General features: G+C 55.1%; 10 protein-coding genes and 1 pseudogene. 7 read left to right on the top strand and 4 right to left on the bottom strand.

The window, feature by feature from the left end; genetic code table 11:
- Nucleotides 1-22 precede the first annotated feature (22 nt).
- A complete protein-coding gene (gene rcsC, locus KCG39_RS10355; RefSeq protein ID WP_004123047.1) occupies nucleotides 23-2869 on the top strand; it encodes a two-component system sensor histidine kinase RcsC in 2847 nt (948 codons plus the stop codon).
- A 43-nt stretch (nucleotides 2870-2912) separates the two neighbouring features.
- Here rcsC and rcsB read toward each other — a convergent pair whose 3' ends face one another.
- Together rcsB and rcsD are read right to left on the bottom strand one after the other, a co-directional pair.
- Complete coding sequence (rcsB, locus tag KCG39_RS10350) at nucleotides 2913-3563, bottom strand: response regulator transcription factor RcsB (RefSeq protein WP_004103995.1); 651 nt, start codon at nucleotides 3561-3563, stop codon at nucleotides 2913-2915.
- Between the two features lie 16 nt (nucleotides 3564-3579).
- Complete coding sequence (rcsD, locus tag KCG39_RS10345; protein WP_004123044.1) at nucleotides 3580-6240, bottom strand: phosphotransferase RcsD; 2661 nt, start codon at nucleotides 6238-6240, stop codon at nucleotides 3580-3582.
- Between the two features lie 770 nt (nucleotides 6241-7010).
- Here rcsD and KCG39_RS10340 point away from each other — a divergent pair.
- Complete coding sequence (locus KCG39_RS10340; RefSeq protein WP_004123039.1) at nucleotides 7011-8105, top strand: porin OmpC; 1095 nt, start codon at nucleotides 7011-7013, stop codon at nucleotides 8103-8105.
- Between the two features lie 80 nt (nucleotides 8106-8185).
- Here the strand turns inward: KCG39_RS10340 and KCG39_RS28150 are convergent, their stop codons facing one another.
- Nucleotides 8186-8329 carry a hypothetical protein gene (locus KCG39_RS28150; protein ID WP_464338689.1) on the bottom strand — a complete coding sequence of 48 codons (144 nt, stop codon included), beginning with the start codon at nucleotides 8327-8329 and terminating at the stop codon, nucleotides 8186-8188.
- Between KCG39_RS28150 and apbE the strand changes: the two are divergent.
- From apbE to mgtE, 5 genes and pseudogenes are all read left to right on the top strand, one after another.
- Nucleotides 8268-9260 (top strand): annotated as a pseudogene (gene apbE / locus KCG39_RS10335) (FAD:protein FMN transferase ApbE); the annotation flags it as partial. The gene KCG39_RS28150 and the pseudogene apbE sit on opposite strands and share 62 nt — an antisense overlap.
- A gap of 72 nt (nucleotides 9261-9332) precedes the next feature.
- On the top strand, nucleotides 9333-10397 hold the full coding sequence (gene ada / locus KCG39_RS10330; RefSeq protein WP_004123023.1) for a bifunctional DNA-binding transcriptional regulator/O6-methylguanine-DNA methyltransferase Ada: 1065 nt from the start codon (nucleotides 9333-9335) through the stop codon (nucleotides 10395-10397).
- The gene (gene alkB, locus KCG39_RS10325) at nucleotides 10397-11047 is read left to right on the top strand and encodes a DNA oxidative demethylase AlkB (RefSeq protein WP_004123021.1); all 651 of its coding nucleotides are present in this window, start codon (nucleotides 10397-10399) and stop codon (nucleotides 11045-11047) included. The genes ada and alkB overlap by 1 nt, the downstream gene beginning before the upstream one ends.
- Before the next feature lie 76 nt (nucleotides 11048-11123).
- Nucleotides 11124-12767, top strand: a complete 1644-nt coding sequence (locus KCG39_RS10320; RefSeq protein ID WP_211811597.1) for a multidrug ABC transporter permease/ATP-binding protein — start codon at nucleotides 11124-11126, stop codon at nucleotides 12765-12767.
- Between the two features lie 168 nt (nucleotides 12768-12935).
- Nucleotides 12936-14372, top strand: a complete 1437-nt coding sequence (mgtE, locus tag KCG39_RS10315) for a magnesium transporter (RefSeq protein ID WP_004123017.1) — start codon at nucleotides 12936-12938, stop codon at nucleotides 14370-14372.
- On the opposite strand, the gene KCG39_RS10310 is transcribed toward mgtE, so the two are convergent.
- A complete protein-coding gene (locus KCG39_RS10310; RefSeq protein ID WP_004123015.1) occupies nucleotides 14335-15582 on the bottom strand; it encodes a SulP family inorganic anion transporter in 1248 nt (415 codons plus the stop codon). The genes mgtE and KCG39_RS10310 overlap by 38 nt on opposite strands.
- Between the last annotated feature and the right edge of the window lie 200 nt (nucleotides 15583-15782).

The raw sequence follows: 15782 nt of genomic DNA, 5'->3' as shown, positions 1-15782 counted from the left end.
CTGACGGCCGAGCATCGCCACATTGAAATATCTAGCTTCTTTCCATAACACGTTAAAGGTTTCACGCTATCTATTCAGAGCGCTGGCGGTACTACTGTGGGTGCTGGTCGCTTTTGTGTCGGTGTTTTACATCGTCAATGCTTTGCACGATCGCGAATCGGAAATTCGCCAGGAATTTAATCTCAATGCCGATCAGGCGCAGCGCTACATCCAGCGTACCGCCGATGTGATCAAAGAGCTGAAGTACGTTGCGGGCAACCGGCCGATGGACGGCGGCGAAGGCGGTGATACGCCGGTTCAGCGCGGCGATATCGCGATACCTAATTTTGAACCGCTCTACCCGGACTCCGACTGCGCGCTGATGAGTACGACCTGGCGTAATTCGCTACAGTCACTGGCGTGGTTTATGCGCTACTGGCGTGACAATTTCTCAACGGCCTACGACCTCAATCGTATTTTTTTGATTGGCAGCGACAATCTGTGTATGGCCAACTTCGGTCTGCGCGATATTCCGCTGGAGCGGGACCAGGCGTTAAAAGTGCTGCATCAGCGCATTGAGCAGTATCGCGACGCGCCGCAAAACGAGCGCGGTAATAATCTGTTCTGGATAAGCCAGGGCGTGCGTCCGGGCGTTGGTTATTTCTATGCGTTGACCCCAATCTATGTAGCGAATCGCCTGCAGGCGATGCTCGGCGTAGAGCAAACCATCCGTATGGAAAGCTTCTTTACTCCTGGTAGTCTGCCGATGAACGTCACTATCCTCGACGATAACGGTCAGTCGCTGATTTCGCTTGCCGGGTCGGACAGTAATATTAAAGCGGATGCGAAGTGGATGCAGGAGCGTCTGTGGTTCGGCTATACCGCCGGTTTTCGCGAGCTGGCGATGAAAAAAAACCTGCCGCCATCATCCCTGAGTATTGTCTATTCGGTGCCGGTGGATCAGGTGCTGGAACGCATCCGGATGCTGATACTGAACGCTGTGGTGCTCAATCTGCTCACCGGCGTGCTCCTCTTTGTCCTCGCCCGAATGTATGAACGGCGGATTTTTATTCCGGCGGAAAATGACGCCCAGCGGCTGGAAGAGCATGAGCAGTTCAACCGAAAAATCGTTGCCTCCGCGCCGGTGGGGATCTGTATTTTACGTACGCTCGACGGCACCAACATCCTGAGTAACGAGCTGGCGCATAACTATCTCAACATGCTAACCCACGAGGACAGGCAGCGGCTGACGCAAATTATCTGCGGCCAGCAGGTGAACTTTGTCGATGTGCTGACCAGCAATAACACTAACCTGCAAATCAGCTTTGTCCACTCGCGCTACCGTAATGAGAATGTGGCGATTTGCGTGTTGGTGGATGTCTCGGCGCGCGTCAAAATGGAGGAGTCGCTGCAGGAGATGGCCCAGGCTGCCGAGCAGGCCAGCCAGTCGAAATCAATGTTCCTCGCCACCGTCAGCCACGAACTGCGCACGCCGCTGTACGGGATTATCGGTAACCTTGATTTATTGCAGACCAAAGAGCTGCCGAAGGGCGTCGATCGCCTGGTGACGGCGATGAACAACTCTTCCAGCCTGCTGCTGAAAATTATTAGCGATATCCTCGACTTCTCAAAAATTGAGTCCGAGCAGCTAAAAATTGAGCCGCGGGAGTTTTCGCCGCGCGAGGTCATGAACCATATTTCCGCCAACTATCTGCCGCTGGTGGTGCGTAAGCACCTGGGGCTGTACTGTTTTATTGAGCCCGACGTACCGCAGCTGATGTCCGGCGATCCCATGCGCCTGCAACAGGTTATTTCCAACCTGCTAAGTAATGCGATTAAGTTTACCGATACCGGCTGTATTGTCCTGCACGTAGAGCGGGCGGATGATTATCTGCGCATCAGCGTACGCGACACCGGCGAAGGGATCCCGGCGAAAGAGGTGGTACGCCTGTTCGATCCATTCTTCCAGGTCGGAACCGGGGTGCAGCGCAACTTCCAGGGGACGGGACTCGGTCTGGCGATCTGTGAAAAGCTTATCAGCATGATGGATGGCGATATTGCCGTCGAAACCGAGCCCGGCATGGGCAGCCGGTTCACCATTCGTATCCCGCTTTATGGCGTACAAAATACGCCGCCGCTACTGATTGACGGCCTGGCTGAAAAATGCTGCTGGTTGGCGATTGATAACAGCTCGCTGGCGGTGTTCGTCGAGCAGTTGCTGACATTTCACGGCGTCCCGGTCCGTCGTTTTGACGGGCAAACGCCGGGAGCGGAAGATATTCTGTTAACCGATAGCGAGACGTATGAAGCCTGGACCGGCTGCGCAATGGTGATCTTCTCTCGTCGGCATATCGGTATTCCGCAGGAGCGGGCGCCCGGCGAATGGCTGCATAGCGTGGCCACGCCCCATGAACTGCTGCCGCTTCTGGGACGCATCTTCCATATCGCCGTGGCCAGCGCGGAAAACGGGCCCGCGCTATCCGCGGCGGATGCGGAAACCACCAGCAATGATGACATGATGATCCTGGTGGTAGACGATCATCCTATTAACCGACGTCTGCTGGCCGATCAGCTGGGATCGCTGGGCTATCAGTGCGTGACGGCAAATGATGGGGTCGATGCGCTGAATGTTCTGAGCAAGCAGCATATTGATATCGTGCTTAGCGACGTCAACATGCCGAATATGGACGGCTATCGCCTGACCCAGCGCATACGCCAGCTGGGACTCACGCTGCCGGTGATCGGGGTCACCGCCAACGCCCTGGCGGAAGAGAAGCAGCGCTGCCTGGAGTCGGGTATGGACAGCTGCCTTTCTAAGCCGGTGACTCTGGATATTATCAAGCAGACCCTGACGGTCTACGCAGCACGGGTACGTAAGGGAAGGGAGTAAGGCAGTTTCCCGGATAGCGCTGCGCTATCCGGGAAGGGAGACGTTAGTCTTTATCCGTGGAGCTCAGGGAAACGGAAGAGAGGTAGTTAAGCAGGGCAATGTCGTTTTCCACACCGAGCTTCATCATTGCCGATTTTTTCTGGCTACTGATGGTTTTGATACTGCGGTTGAGCTTTTTGGCAATCTCTGTGACCAGGAAGCCTTCGGCGAACAGACGCAATACCTCACTCTCTTTAGGCGACAAACGTTTGTCGCCGTAACCGCCGGCGCTGATTTTTTCCAGCAGGCGCGAAACGCTTTCCGGGGTGAATTTTTTGCCCTTTTGCAGCGCGGCCAGCGCTTTAGGCAGATCGGTTGGCGCACCCTGTTTCAGGACGATCCCTTCGATGTCCAGATCCAGCACCGCGCTCAGGATCGCCGGGTTGTTATTCATTGTCAGGACAATGATGGACAGATCCGGGAAATGACGCTTGATGTATTTGATAAGCGTAATGCCATCGCCGTATTTATCACCGGGCATGGATAAATCGGTAATCAGGACGTGTGCGTCCAGCTTTGGCAGATTGTTGATTAATGCGGTGGAGTCTTCAAACTCGCCGACAACGTTCACCCACTCAATTTGTTCAAGTGACTTACGAATACCGAACAGTACGATCGGATGGTCATCGGCAATAATTACGTTCATATTGTTCATGTATTAGGCTACCTTGCTACAGCAAGCTCTTGACGTAGTCGTCAATGTCGCTGATATATTTTTCTATGCCTTGCGCATCTTTTTCTCGAATCAGATGCTCAAGCGTTTCACATAACTGCTTGCCGGGTACCAGATTTAGCATAGCAAACGCCCCTTTGAGGCGGTGAGCGGTCTGCGCCAGCGCGGCGAAATCGCCTGTTGCCCGTTCATTATACAGCCTCTTAACATCATCTGGTACCGTGTCTGCAAACAGCGTGTAATAGCCGCTGGCATGCAGTTCGGCGTTACTTTCGCTACCGGCTGAGGAAGGGGGCTCCTCTTCCTCAGCAAGCTGCTGCTCAATCAGCTGGAGGATAGCTTCCTGCATCGCAGCGCTGATATTAAAGTTTACGCGGAGCTGACCAGGACCAATCTTATGAACCCGGACTTCATCATCGCTTAAAAGCAAGCCCGAAGCAGTAAGATTAGACGGATTATCCGTTAAAAAGAGATCATATTGTTGACTTGTGATTCTGTCATCCGGCGTGATGCAGGTGGCCCCCCAGCTTTCAAGCTGGCGGGTGACGATACGGCGGACTTCATGGGCCGTTACATCAAGCAGTATTACGACCTCATCCAACAGATGTTCCCCTGAATCACTCTCCTCTGCGCTGGCGGCCATTTTTAGATGCAGGGAGTAGCGGGTGCCCAGTGACTCGCGCGCTTTGATATTGAGCTGCCCGCCTAGCTTGCGGGTCAGGCGATCGCAGAGCCAGAAGGTGAGGGCGTTGGCTTTGCCGTAAAGGTCTGCCTGCGTCTCGTTGAGGAACGGGAAGTGCATATTGTCGATTTCATTCGCCGAAACGCCGTTGCCGGTATCCAGAATACGGAAGGTCAGGCGGTCGTCAGCTGATTCATCTTTACTCACTTCCAGGGTGATTTTGCCGATAGGCGTGGTGGTAACCGAATATTGGATGAGCAGTAAAAGTGTGCGGCGCAGGGCGTCGCGATCGCCGTAGCGTTGCTCATTGGCCGGCAGCGAGTTGTTAATCAGCAGCTGAAGACCTTTACGTTTGATGATGGGCAGGACTTCAGGCACCACTTCATCTATCAATTCCTGAATGGAGAACAGACCCTGCGCGCTCTTCCAGCTATCGGTCTCCAGCAGGTTTGCCAGCTGTATTTCATCGACCAGTTGGACCAGTTCATCTGCATGCTGGGCCAGCTTGCGGCTTTCAGCTATGCCGAGCGCCGCGGCTTCTTCCGCCAGCGTTTGCGCTGGCTGCTTCAGCGCCATACCGATATGCTGCATAAAAGCAGTGCGGCCCTGCTGGTTTTTCTCATACAGGCGCTGGGCCTGCTTGAGCTTCTTATTCACCAGCACTTCACGGTCCTGATCGCGAATAATAAAGATTTGCGTACGCGGCGAAACCTGGCTGCGGAACTGACGGATTTCATACAGTTCATTGTTCACCGTCGCCTGAATCACGCCCTGATGCTGATCGGCCATGTTAATGATGTTTTGCAGGTTCAGATGCGGCAGCAGATGATCGGCAATCGGATTGCTAATCACCGTACGGTTAGCGTCCAGATCGTGCACCAGAAGCCCTAGCGGCAGCAGGGAAACAATCTCTTCGTGAATGGCGCGCTGGGCGCGCAGCTCATTATTGGCTGCCGAAGAGACCGCCGTTCCCACGATGCTTTTACGGCCGCTGTAGTGGCGAAAGGTCGTAAATCCGAACAGCGCCAGCGCCAGCAGACCAATATTCAGCAACAGCGGCAGTAAGATACTCTGCAAGGACTCCAGAATCAGCTCGCTAAAGGGCACCATCCAGACCAGACGCATACCGGTGGTATTAATGGTGGTGAGAATTTCAATCTGCGGGCCGTTAAAGTTAATGCTAACGATGTCGGCGGCTTCTTTATCCGGGTTGCTGTTGACGCTTTGCGACGGATCGGGCTCCAGCCGGAAGCTCTCCAGCGACATACTAGGAGGAATGAGATCGTTAATGGGCAGATCGAAGGCGACAACGGTCGCCAGGTGACCGGGCTGGTTGAATGTCGTGCGTAAAGTAAAGTAGTAGCCGTTTTGCCAGGCAAGGTGGCGCAGCGACGAAAAGGTCTCGCGTTCATCTAAGGTGTTGGCCTGAAGCAGCATTTCTGCCCGTCGTGATTCGACGACGCTGCTGATGGTCGACTCTTTGAAGCTGGAAGAGAGGTCTTTTAAGGGCAGCGTTGAAACCAGAATCAGGCTGTTATCAAGCCCGTTCAGGTAATACATCGACCAGGGGATCGTCTCGGCGCCCCACAGGATATCGAGATAGTTGGAGATTTTTTGCGTCATTTCCAGCGTTGAGCCGTCATGCGAGCCAAAAATCAGCGCTTCTGTTTTGCGCCGGGGTTTCTCCAGGTAGTAAACATCCTGTTTTAAACGCGTTTCCTGGAGCCCTGTCTCTGAGACTGAACTGGACGAGGTCGCAGCGATATTGTCATAAATCTGCCAGGTGGCGTAGCGCCAGGTATCGATGCGTTTATGTAAGTCGTAGCTGACATCGACCACCTGGTAGCTTTTGTCTTTAAGCCAGGTGTTAACGGCGCTTTGGATCATGACCCCCATCGTCGCCAGTAGGACGATGACCATGAGAATAAAGAAGCGAGTAATGTTGCCGGGTATCAGGGAAAATTTTTTCGGGGTCATCGTGTGAGAATACGACTCATCATTGTGTGTAAACGGACTGTTGCACCAAGTTAACCGGGGGCAGCGCAGATGCTACGAACAGTATAAGGGTTAACGTCCAAAATCCATACATCTGAATATCCTACAATGACTTTTTGCCTTGAGATTTATGCCAAACCAGCGGGGCGTACAAAGATGTACGTCCCGGTTATTTTTGTACAATTATTTACGGATTCGATAATGTAAATAGCACTAAATAACAAGAAATTATATAAATTACTCCGATTTTAGCCGTAAGTTGTTTGATTAATAACCGTTATTTTTTTCGCGGTTAGCAGGGAATAATTAAAGATGTGTAAAGAAGGGTAAAAAAAACCGGATGCGAGGCATCCGGTTGAAATAGGGGTAAACAGACATTCAGAACTGAATGACGGTAATAAATAAAGTTAATGATGATAGCGGGATTAATTTTAGTCCCAGATGAGAATTTTGTTTTACCATTCAGTGCTATAGGTGTGTAACTGTGTAACTCTTTGACATTGATTGATAATTTTTATTTTTTGATTATTAGTGCTTATTTTTATGAGCTTTTTGTGCAGAAAAAAAGTTCCCTTGCATTTACAATTTGAAACATCTTGTGGGTATTTTGAAACATCTTAGAAGTTTTAGTATCATATTCTTGTTGGATTATTCTGCATTTTGCAGCACAATGAAATAGCCGACTGATTAGAAGGGTAATCAGTAAGCAGTGGCAATAATAAAAGGCATATAACAAACAGAGGGTTAATAACATGAAAGTTAAAGTACTGTCCCTCCTGGTACCGGCACTGCTGGTAGCGGGCGCAGCGAATGCGGCTGAAGTCTATAACAAAGATGGCAACAAATTAGACCTGTACGGTAAAATCGACGGTCTGCACTATTTCTCTGACGACAAAGGTCAAGATGGCGACCAGACCTACATGCGTCTGGGCATCAAAGGCGAAACCCAGATCAATGATCAGCTGACCGGTTACGGCCAGTGGGAATACAACGTCCAGGCTAACAACACCGAAAGCTCCAGCGATCAGGCGTGGACTCGTCTGGCGTTTGCAGGTCTGAAATTCGGCGACGCGGGCTCTTTCGACTACGGTCGTAACTACGGCGTTGTTTACGACGTAACTTCCTGGACCGACGTTCTGCCGGAATTCGGCGGCGACACCTACGGTTCTGACAACTTCCTGCAGTCTCGCGCTAACGGCGTGGCAACCTACCGTAACTCTGACTTCTTCGGTCTGGTTGACGGCCTGAACTTTGCTCTGCAGTATCAGGGTAAAAACGGCAGCGTAAGCGGTGAAGGTTCGACCAACAACGGTCGTGACTGGAACAAACAGAACGGCGACGGTTACGGCACTGCTGTGACCTATGATATCTACGACGGTATCAGCGCTGGTTTCGCGTACTCTCACTCTAAACGTACCAGCCAGCAGAACACTGTTCCTGCTCTGGGCCGCGGCGACAACGCTGAAACCTACACCGGTGGTCTGAAATATGACGCCAACAACATCTACCTGGCGACTCAGTACACCCAGACCTACAACGCAACTCGCGCTGGCAACCAGGGCTTTGCTAACAAAGCTCAGAACTTCGAAGTGGTTGCACAGTACCAGTTCGACTTCGGTCTGCGTCCGTCCGTGGCTTACCTGCAGTCCAAAGGTAAGGATCTGGAAGGTTACGGCGATCAGGATCTGCTGAAATATGTTGATGTAGGCGCGACCTACTACTTCAACAAAAACATGTCCACCTACGTTGACTACAAAATCAACCTGCTGGACGACAACCGCTTCACCCGTGCTGCCAATGTGTCTACCGACGACATCGTTGCTCTGGGCCTGGTTTACCAGTTCTAAGTACGCAGAAGTTTGAAAAAAGGCGCCGATGGCGCCTTTTTTTATGCCCGGTTTAACCTTACTGGTGTACTCTTTGCGCCTTAGCCAGAGGAAGCCAATTTTATGGATATCACTTTTTTCCGCGCCGCCCTGTTCGGCGCCTGCGTATTACTTTCAGGCTGTGATTCAGCCACCTCTCCCCAGACGCCAAAATCCGCCGCCACCGTGCTGGATGGCAAAACCATGGGCACATTCTGGCGGGTCAGCGTCATCAACCTTGATGAGGCGAAGGCCGAGGCGCTGCGCCAGAAAGTGCAGGCTCAGCTCGATGCCGACGACCGTCTACTTTCTACCTGGAAGAACGATTCAGCGTTGATGCGCTTTAACCATTCGCCGGGAACGTCGCCGTGGCCGGTCAGCGAGGCGATGGCAGATATCGTGACGATGTCGCTGCGCATTGGCGCGAAAACCCATGGCGCCATGGATATCACCGTCGGGCCGCTGGTCAATTTATGGGGCTTTGGTCCGGATAAACAGCCGGTAAAAACGCCGGATGCGCAGCAGATTGCTGCGGCGAAAGCGCGCAGCGGATTACAGCATCTGACGGTGATCAACCAGGCCGGCCAACAGTATCTGCAAAAAGACATTCCGGATCTGTTCGTCGATCTCTCTACCGTGGGTGAAGGCTACGCCGCCGATCATCTGGCGCGCCTGATGGAGCAGGAGGGGATCTCGCGCTATCTGGTCTCGGTGGGCGGCGCGCTGGTGAGCCGGGGTATGAATGCGGAAGGGCAGCCCTGGCGGGTGGCGATCCAGAAGCCAACCGATCGCGAAAACGCGGTGCAGGCGATCGTTGATATCAACGGCCACGGCATCAGCACCTCCGGCAGCTACCGCAACTACTATGAGCTGGACGGTAAGCGCATCTCGCACGTTATCGATCCGCAAACCGGGCGGCCTATTGATCATAAACTGGTTTCGGTGACCGTTATCGCCCCGACGGCGCTGGAGGCCGACGGCTGGGATACCGGGCTGATGGTGCTGGGGCCGGAAAAAGCGCAGGACGTGGTTCGCGAACAGGGGCTGGCGGTATATATGATTGTCAAAGAGGGTGACGGGTTTAAAACCTGGATGTCGCCGCAGTTCCGCGCGTTCCTCGTCGGCGAGAAAAATTAAAGCGCAAGATTTCGGGTTTTTGTTAACGGACTTCGGGCCAGACTGCAGATACACTTACAGCAGGAGTCCGTGATGAAACCGATAATGATTGATACCGATGAGCGCCGCTGGCAGGCGGTATGCGAACGTGATGCCCGCGCCGATGGTCAGTTTGTTTTTGCCGTGCTGACCACCGGCGTTTGCTGCCGTCCGTCCTGTCGTTCGCGTCGCGCGCTGCGGGAAAATGTTCGCTTTTACCCTGACGTTGCAACCGCGCAGGCGGAAGGCTTTCGCCCCTGCAAACGCTGCCAGCCGGAAAAAACCGACCCGCAGCAGCAGAAGGTAGAGAAAGTGGCCGCCGCGTGCCGTCTGCTGGAGCAGGAAATGCCGGTGACGCTGGAGGCGCTGGCGCGTCAGGCCGCGCTCAGCCCCTTTCATTTTCACCGCCTCTTTAAATCCGTCACCGGAATGACCCCTAAAGCCTGGCAACAGGCCTGGCGCGCTCGCCGTTTACGCGAAGCGCTGGGGCAGGGGGAGAAAATTACCGATGCGGCGCTGTCGGCCGGCTTCCCGGACAATAGCAGCTACTATCAGCAGGCAGATGCCGCGCTGGGGATGACCGCCCGCCAGTTTCGCCGCGGCGGCGAGGATCTCGATATTACCTGGGTATGCGGCGATGGTCCGCTGGGACGCTGTCTGGTGGCTGAGAGTAAGCGGGGCGTGTGCGCCGTGCTGCCGGGAGAGAGCGATGCTTTGCTCTACGCTGAATTAGCCAGCCTGTTTCCCAATGCGCGGCTGCATCCGGGCGATGATGCTTTTCGTCAGCGGGTGGCGCAGGTATTTTCCCATCTTGATGACCACCGGCAGCCGTTTTCCCTGCCGTTGGATTTGCGCGGCACGGCTTTTCAGCTTCAGGTCTGGCAGGCGCTGCGTCAGATCCCGGCGGGAGAGACCCGCAGCTATCGCCAGGTCGCGCAAAGTATCGGCCGCCCCCGCGCGGTGAGAGCGGTGGCAAGCGCCTGCGCCGCTAATAAGCTGGCGCTGGTTATTCCCTGCCATCGGGTCGTTCGCCAAGATGGGGCGCTATCCGGCTATCGTTGGGGAACGGCGCGCAAGGCGCTGTTGCTGGCGCGAGAAGCGTCATCCGAGGAGAAATAATGTTCGATCTTTTTGCCGATACGCCGCCCTGGCAGGAGCCGCTGGCTCCGGGGGCGATAATTTTGCGCCGCTACGCCCGAGAGCGCGCCCCGGCGCTGTTGCAGGCAATCGCCGGGATTGCCGATCGTTCGCCTTTTCGCCAGATGGTCACCCCCGGCGGTTATACGATGTCGGTGGCGATGACCAACTGCGGCGAGCTGGGCTGGACGACGAACCAGTATGGCTATCTTTATGCTGCCGACGATCCGCTGACCGGCAAGCGCTGGCCGCAGATGCCGCCGCCTTTCCGCGAGCTGGCCGCAGAGGCCGCGGCGGCGGCTGGCTATGCGCGCTTTACCCCGGATGCTTGTCTTATCAACCGCTACCAGCCCGGCGCGAAGCTGTCGCTGCATCAGGATAAAGACGAGCATAACCTGCGAGCGCCGATTGTCTCCGTCTCGCTGGGGCTGCCGGCAATATTTCAGTTCGGCGGGCTGCGGCGTAACGATCCGCTACAGCGTGTGCTGCTGGAGCACGGCGATGTGGTGGTCTGGGGCGGCGAATCGCGGCTGTTTTACCACGGTATTCAGCCGCTCAAAGAGGGCATCCACCCGGAGACCGGCGCCTGTCGTTACAATCTCACTTTCCGCCTGGCGGGTAATAAAGAATAAAAATAAGAATTATTCTTGCTGTCATCGTCGAGCAGTTTAAACTGCTGGCTGTTTTTGCTTGCCCGGATTATGCGTTATGGAACTTCTTCTTCTTGTCTGGCGTCAATATCGCTGGCCGTTTATCTCCGTCATTGCCTTGAGCCTGCTGAGCGCGGCGCTGGGTATTGGGCTTATCGCCTTCATTAACCTGCGCCTGATAACCCTTGTCGATACCTCCCTGACGGTCCTGCCGGAGTTCCTCGGGCTGCTACTGCTATTGATGGCGGTCACCCTCGGCTCGCAGCTGGCGCTGACCACGCTTGGCCACCATTTCGTCTACCGCCTGCGCGGCGAATTTATTAAGCGCATTCTGGATACGCAAATCGAGAAGATCGAGAAAATCGGCAGCGCGTCTCTGCTGGCCGGGTTAACCAGCGATATCCGTAATATCACCATTGCCTTCGTGCGCCTGCCGGAGCTGGTGCAGGGGATTATTCTCACCTTCGGTTCCGCCGCCTATCTGGCCTGGCTGTCGGAAAAAATGATGCTGGTTACCGCCCTGTGGCTGGCGTTGACCATCTGGGGCGGATTTATGCTGGTATCGCGGGTTTATAAGCATATGGCGTCGCTGCGCGAAAGCGAAGATAAGCTATATCACGACTACCAGACGGTGCTCGAAGGTCGCAAAGAACTCACTCTCAACCGCGAGCGCGCCGAATATGTGTTTAATCAGCTCTATCTGCCGGATGCGCGAGAATACCGGCACCATATTGTTCGCGCCGATACCTTCCATCTGAGCGCGGTTAACTGGTCGAATATTATGATGCTGGGCGCGATTGGCCTGGTCTTCTGGATGGCCAACAGCCTGGGCTGGGCCGATACGGCGGTGGCGGCGACCTACTCGTTGACCCTATTATTCCTGCGCACGCCGCTGCTCTCGGCGGTAGGCGCGCTGCCCACTCTGCTCAGCGCGCAGGTGGCATTCAACAAGCTGAATAAGTTTTCGCTCGCGCCGTACCGCGCTGAATTTCCGCAGCCGCAGGCGCATCCCCACTGGCAGACGCTCGAGCTGCGCGACATCACCTTCCATTATGCTGACAACAGCTTTGCGGTTGGGCCGATTAATATGACCCTCAAGCGCGGCGAACTGGTCTTTCTGATTGGCGGCAACGGTAGCGGGAAATCGACGTTGGCTATGTTGTTGACCGGTTTGTATCAGCCCCTTTCCGGGCAGATCCTGGTCGACGGGCAGCCGATGGCGGCGGATAAGCCGGAAGATTATCGCAAGCTGTTCTCGGCGGTGTTTACCGACGTCTGGCTGTTTGACAGACTGCTGGGGCCGGAAGGAAAGGCGGCTGACCCGGCGCTGGTGGAGCAGTGGCTGGGTTATCTGCAGATGAACCATAAGCTACGGCTCGACGATGGCAAAATCCTCGACCTGAAGCTGTCAAAAGGGCAGAAAAAGCGCGTGGCGCTGCTGCTGGCGTTAGCGGAAGACAGAGATATCATTATGCTTGATGAATGGGCGGCGGATCAGGACCCCCATTTCCGCCGTGAATTCTACCAGGTGCTGCTGCCGCTGATGAAGGAGATGGGTAAAACCCTCTTTGCTATTAGCCATGACGATCACTACTTTCAGCACGCCGACAGGCTGCTGGAAATGCGCGGCGGCCAGTTGTCTGAGCTGACCGGAAATGAGCGCGAGCTGGCGACGCGCGACGCGGTCGCCCGTACCGCCTGATCGCTTTATGCCGTCCCGGAGGCGCCAGCCGACCTCCGGGCTTCCCGCAGGCTGCTGTTTTTTCCGTCGACTGAATTCATAGCGGTTATTATTTCCGCCTCCTCGCGCTATGCTTAAGGCTTCCGGCCTGCTGGTCTGACAGATATTTTTACAAGGATTGCCTGACCGATGTCCGTTTTGCATAAAAAAAGCGCCAGATTGCGTGACGAAGAGCGCGCCCGCCTCATTTGGCTCCTGAGCACTGATAAAGCCGTCACATCTTCGCTGCTGGGGAAATTAACCCTCGCTGAACGTTACGATGACAGCACGCTTGCCGACGATCTGGCGGAAGTGGAGATGCTGGTTTCCCACCTGCCGCCCCCGGACCTTGCCGATGCGCTTGAGGCTCTGCCTTATGATGCGCGCAACGCGCTCTGGCGGCTGGTCGCTGACGATAAGCGCGGTGAAGTGCTGCTGGAGGCATCGGAAAGCGTCTGGGGCGACCTCATTGAGGAAATGAGCGATCACGACCTGCTGTTCGCGCTGCAAAATCTCGATATTGATGAACAGGTCTACCTGCTGCAGCACCTGCCGCGCGATCTGACCGGACGTTTGCTGGCAACGCTGCCCGCGGATAAGCGCGCGCGTATTCGCCAGATGATGCGCTACGCCGACAATACCGTCGGCGCGATCATGGAGTTTGAGGTCATTACCGTTCGTCCGGAAGCCACCCTTGCGGCGGTACAGCGCTATCTGCGGCGATTAGGGAAAATGCCGGAGAACACCGACAAACTGTTTGTTACCACCCGCAATAAGCTGCTGCTCGGCGAACTCGAGCTGCAAACCATTCTGCTTAACGATGCGCAGAAGCGGGTAGGGGAAGTGATGGAAGGCGATCCCGTCACCTTCCAGCCGCACGAGGATGCGGAAAAAGTGGCGCGTACTTTTGAACGTGATGACTTACTCAGCGCCGCGGTGATTGATGCCGACGGCAAGCTGATGGGGCGTTTAACTATCGATGAGATCGTTGATGTGGTCTATGAAGAGACGGACAACGATTTACGCCGGATGGGCGGCCTGAGCAACGACGACGACGTTTTTGCCCCGGTCAGTAAGGCGGTGAAGACCCGCTGGGCCTGGCTGGCGGTGAATCTATGCACCGCATTTATCGCCTCCCGCGTTATCGACGGTTTCGAACACACCATCTCCCAGCTGGTGGCGCTGGCCTCACTGATGCCGATTGTCGCCGGGATCGGCGGCAACACCGGCAATCAGACGATCACCATGATCGTACGGGCAATGGCGTTACAGCATATTCAGCCGGGAAGCTTTTCGTTTCTGATCCTGCGTGAGATGGGTGTTGCGCTGATCAATGGGATCGTCTGGGGCGGGATCATGGGGGCCATTACCTGGTGGCTGTATGACGATCCGCAGCTTGGCGCCGTGATGACCCTGGCGATGATGCTCAACCTGCTAATGGCGGCGATGATGGGCGTGATTATCCCGATGGTGATGGTTAAGCTAGGTCGCGATCCGGCGGTCGGCTCCAGCGTGATGATTACCGCGATTACCGACACCGGCGGATTCTTTATTTTTCTTGGGCTGGCGACGATTTTTCTGATGTAGACCGCGCTTGATTACGCAGGCGACGGGGGATCAGCACCATCGAAACCAGGCCTGCCAGGACGCCAATTGCCAGATTGCTGGTGCCGACGGTCGCGCCGACGGTTACCAGCATCACCAGCGTTTCCGGCCACGGGTTGCGCGCCAGCTCCGCCGGACGAACGCTGTGCCAGCTAAAGGTTTTTACCGCCACAATCACCATCACGCCGGCGAGAACGGCCATCGGGATTTTCGCCATCACTTCGCTGAGCGCGGTCACCAGCAGGAGGAGCACCAGGCCTGCGACAATGGTCGAGACGCGGCTGCGCGCTTTACCCATTTCAACGTTAACGATGGTCTGGCCGATCATTGCGCATCCGGCGATGCCGCCATAAAACCCGGCGAGGATATTGGCGATGCCCAGACCGGCGCTCTCGCGCGCCTTACTGGAAGGGGTATGGGTCAAATCATCGACCAGCTTCGCCGTCAGAAGTGACTCCATCAGGCCGACAAAAGCGATGCTCAGCGCGCAGGGCCAGATGATGCTCAGCGTGGTTAAGTCCAGAGGCACCATCAGGCTGGTTAATCCCGGCAGTCCGCCGCTCATGGAGCCTTCGTCGCCGACGGTCGGCAGCAGCTGGCCGCTGAAAACGGTAAACAGGGTCAACAGAACGATAGCAATCAGCGGAGAAGGGACTGCCTTAATAAAGCGCGGCGCCCACAGCACAATCAGCAGCGTTAACACGAACAGGCCGATAATCAGCGGCTGCTTGCTCCAGAAATGCGGTACCTGAGCAAAAAAGATGAGAATACCCAGCGCGTTAACAAAACCGGTCATCACCGGCTGCGGGATAAAGCGCATCAGGCGCGCCATGCCGCAAATGCCAAACAAAATTTGAATAACGCCTGCCATCACGACCGCTGGCAGAATGTAGCCGACGCCGTATTGATGCACCATTGGACCAATAACCAGCGCCACCGATCCGGCGGCCGCGGTGACCATGGCTGGCCGTCCGCCCAGGAGCGACATCGCCATACACAGCACCACGGAGGCAATCAGGCTAACTTTCGGGTCAACGCCAGCGATAACCGAGAAGGAGATGACCTCAGGGATGAGCGCCAGTGCGGTGAGCACGCCAGCCAACGTTTCACGCGTCAGCAGCGCGGGCGAACGCAGTATCTGGCCTAATGCGCCAGCGTCAGCGGAGGTAGCGGGATCAGAAACTGGAGGCATAAAAAAAGTTCGCAGATTTTAAAAATTTGGCGGCAGGATCGATCGCTGCTTACGTGCGGTCGGTCACAAAACCGAGGATAATAGCGCGTAAGCGTCGCTGACACCAGTACAAAATGTGATTTGCGATACACGTTTATTAAACATTTTTATAACAGATCTCAAAACTCAACTTAAAATTTAAACAATATTTAAATTTTTTT

The organism is Klebsiella pasteurii (genome assembly GCF_018139045.1).
Taxonomy (GTDB): Bacteria; Pseudomonadota; Gammaproteobacteria; order Enterobacterales; family Enterobacteriaceae; genus Klebsiella; species Klebsiella grimontii.
This window is presented reverse-complemented; position numbering and strand designations above follow the sequence as displayed.

Excerpts from the sequence above, each read along its gene's own strand:
- rcsB (WP_004103995.1), bottom strand. The coding sequence starts at position 3,563 with ATGAACAATATGAACGTAATTATTGCCGATGACCATCCGATCGTACTG.
- KCG39_RS10340 (WP_004123039.1), top strand. The coding sequence starts at position 7,011 with ATGAAAGTTAAAGTACTGTCCCTCCTGGTACCGGCACTGCTGGTAGCG.
- KCG39_RS10320 (WP_211811597.1), top strand. The coding sequence starts at position 11,124 with ATGGAACTTCTTCTTCTTGTCTGGCGTCAATATCGCTGGCCGTTTATC.
- KCG39_RS10310 (WP_004123015.1), bottom strand. The coding sequence starts at position 15,582 with ATGCCTCCAGTTTCTGATCCCGCTACCTCCGCTGACGCTGGCGCATTA.
- KCG39_RS28150 (WP_464338689.1), bottom strand. The coding sequence starts at position 8,329 with ATGGTTTTGCCATCCAGCACGGTGGCGGCGGATTTTGGCGTCTGGGGA.
- rcsD (WP_004123044.1), bottom strand. The coding sequence starts at position 6,240 with ATGACCCCGAAAAAATTTTCCCTGATACCCGGCAACATTACTCGCTTC.
- mgtE (WP_004123017.1), top strand. The coding sequence starts at position 12,936 with ATGTCCGTTTTGCATAAAAAAAGCGCCAGATTGCGTGACGAAGAGCGC.
- ada (WP_004123023.1), top strand. The coding sequence starts at position 9,333 with ATGAAACCGATAATGATTGATACCGATGAGCGCCGCTGGCAGGCGGTA.
- alkB (WP_004123021.1), top strand. The coding sequence starts at position 10,397 with ATGTTCGATCTTTTTGCCGATACGCCGCCCTGGCAGGAGCCGCTGGCT.